Below are 3,073 nucleotides of genomic sequence, written 5' to 3' on the forward strand. Positions count from 1 at the left end.
ATAATATAAGATTGAATACCATTAGTATTTAAAATACGATAACCTTTCAAAATAAATAAAATAGCTGTTTCTGTTGTGCCATAACTATAAATTTGGTTAAGTAAAGATTGTTGACTTTCAGTTAATTTAACGCCATAAGGTGGATTGCCAATAACGATGTCAAAACCCACAAAATCACCGTTATCATTTAACACCTCTGGAAACTCAAAACGCCATTCAAAAGCCTTATCATAAATACGATTATTTTTCTTATCATCAATTTTTGCTGTGAGTAAATTAATCTCTTTTTCTAACTGTTTTTGTTTTTTCTCCTTTGCTTTTTTTTCCTTAACTGTTTCCTCAAATAAAGAAGTTTGACTTAGTAAATTATTTAACTCTCCCTGAAGATTACGCAATTTTTTATCATCTTCATCATTTCCTGTCATGACAGTGGAAAAACTCTCTTTAATTTTCTGAATTTTTTGATTAATTTCTTGTTTTTGGGCTTTACTTTCTGGATTACGATAAATTTTAACGGCTTCTTTATATTCTGCAATTTCACCCTTAATTTTTGGAGATAAAATCAACTCAGTCAAATCAAAACGACTAATCAAAGAATTACCACATTTAATATTAATATCAATATTCGGTAAAGTTTCTAGGGTTTTATTACCTTTTCTATCAAATTTTGTAGAAGGAATAGGTAACAATGGGCTTAAGGCTATTGCCTGTTGTTGTTGAAATTTAGAATCTTTATAATAGGCATTTTTTAATAACTCAATCCATAAGCGAAGACGACAAATTTTCACAGAATTTATATTAATATCTACACCAAATAAACAATTTTCAATGATAGTTTGTTTTTCATGAAATAAAGTTTCTTGGATACGTTGACTTTCACTATTTTTCGGATTATAAGCAAATAATTCGTTATCTTCATCCGTAATAATTAACTCATCATTTTCAACGATGATAGTATAATTTTTTAAGCGTTTTCCTTGCCTATCTTGTAAAATTTCTAATTCACTTTTTAAGGCAATAATCTCATTCAAAGCTGAGACTAAAAAATGACCTAAACCTACAGCAGGATCACAAATTTTGAGAGTATTAATAATTTGATTAGCTTCCTTTCTGTCTTCAATTTTATCATATAAATCATCAATATTTTGACAATTCCACTGCTTAATCTCGTTAAATTTTTGAATTACTGCACGGTGAATCGTTTCCCGACACATATACATAGTTATAAATGAAGGAGTAAAAAATGAACCATCTTTATAACCGTTAATCTTCTCAAAAATTAAACCTAAAACCGAAGCATTAATTAACGTCTTATTTTCTTCTTGAATTTCCCCTTGGCTTTCACTACTAAAATCATAAGCCGACAAAAAATCGAATAAATAAAGTAAAGTATTTAACTCTCCTGTTTTTCTTTTCCCTTGGTTATCTTTTAAAATTGTGGTATTAAAAAAAGGCAATTTATCATCATAATTTAAACTACCGATAGCAATAGTTTTTTTTTCTAATACCGTGACTTCAAATAACGAACTATTAAGATAAGGTACATGATAAAATTTAGCTTGTATATCTTCCTTTCTTTCCTCAACTTTTTTTGCTAATACTTGAAAGAATAAACTATCTAAATCATTAAAGTGTTTAATTTTGTCATAGTGAAGAAAACTAAAATTTTTATCCTGTTGATTATAGTTAATTAATTGTGATTCTAACAGTTTCAAAAACAAAATACGATTAATCCAAGTAATCACTAATTCTAAGGCAATGTTGAATAATTGATCATCTTTATTGTTGCCATAATCTGATAAATTAATTAAATTATCTAACTTATTATAAGTATCTAATTGATCGATCGTATTTTCTAAAAGTGAACCTTGATGACGTTTATTATATGGTAATCTTTGAATTAATTTTTTACTCCCTTGTTTGACTTCCGTTAAGCCAATTATGTGTAATAATTCACTATAGAAACCTTGATCTAAACTATTACTATCATTAGCAAAAGGTAACTTTAATAAATGGTGAGGCGATAAAAATTTATAGAGTAAAATTAATGAAGAATCTTCCTCATTTTCATAATCTTTAAGGTTAAAATTAACACAATTTTCCTTTAACTCCGATTCAACTTTGTTAATAGCGTTAAATGCAATTTCTTCATAAAATAACCTTGTCTTTTCACTGGTTAATCTTTTTTCTTGAAAATCATTAAACTGTTTAACTAAAGACTTGTCTTGATAAAATAACCTTTCAAATAAACTAGCAGGAAAAATGAACCAATCATAAATATTTGTAACAATAAGTTGCTTTAATTCAATATTTTTGTTAACAATTCGTTCCTGTAAATAATATAATAGTAACTGTTGTAAAGCCTTACAATTAAACTTATCATAAGTCATCATTTCCCTAGTATTATTAGGGCGTTTAGTTTCGATAATAACTCCAATTTTACTATTAACATCTTTACCGTTATAAATAACTAAATCATTGTTATCTTGAGTATTAATATAATAATCAGTGGTAAAATAAGTATCTTTCAGAAAAGTTGTTATATTATTTTTATGAAACTCCTCTCTTTCATTAATTTGCATTTCCGTTATAGATAATAAAATCCCTAAATTATCTTTAAACTTATTAATATCTTGTCGTAAAGGTTTAACTTTTAAAAAGGCTTTATTTAAACTTTGACGGATTTTTTTGTTAACCATAACAGACAATAAAATTTATTTCAAATCCTTTATATAGCAATCCTAAATGAACAGGTTGTGAGATATTTAAAAGTAGTAAAAAAATTTATAATTACTATTTAACAAAGGGCTTACAGCAGTTTTCATTTCTTTAAACCACACGTTGCATTTTCCTTTGCGACTTTGCGACTTTGCGAGAAATAAAAAATGTAGTTTATTCATTTGAAAAGCCCTTTAAACCTCTTGCATCAAATTTTTGGTGCTGATTTTGCCACGAATGAAATAGGAATGCTATAGAACCTATTTGATATTTACGCATGTAACCCAAATAACAAAAGGCTTTGACGAGATTAAAGTATTTCTTCTGAAATCATTATTATGTAACCATTCTAAAA

The 3,073-nt window shown here is 26.8% G+C and carries 1 protein-coding gene; it reads right to left on the reverse strand.

Annotated features, from left to right (window positions below; all coding sequences use genetic code 11):
• On the reverse strand, positions 1–2,699 hold a 2,699-nt coding region (locus FWJ34_RS18940; RefSeq protein ID WP_308256884.1), incomplete at its 3' end, for an Eco57I restriction-modification methylase domain-containing protein.
• Positions 2,700–3,073: the final 374 nt, after the last annotated feature.

The organism is Geminocystis sp. GBBB08, assembly GCF_016743215.1.
Lineage (GTDB): Bacteria > Cyanobacteriota > Cyanobacteriia > Cyanobacteriales > Cyanobacteriaceae > Geminocystis.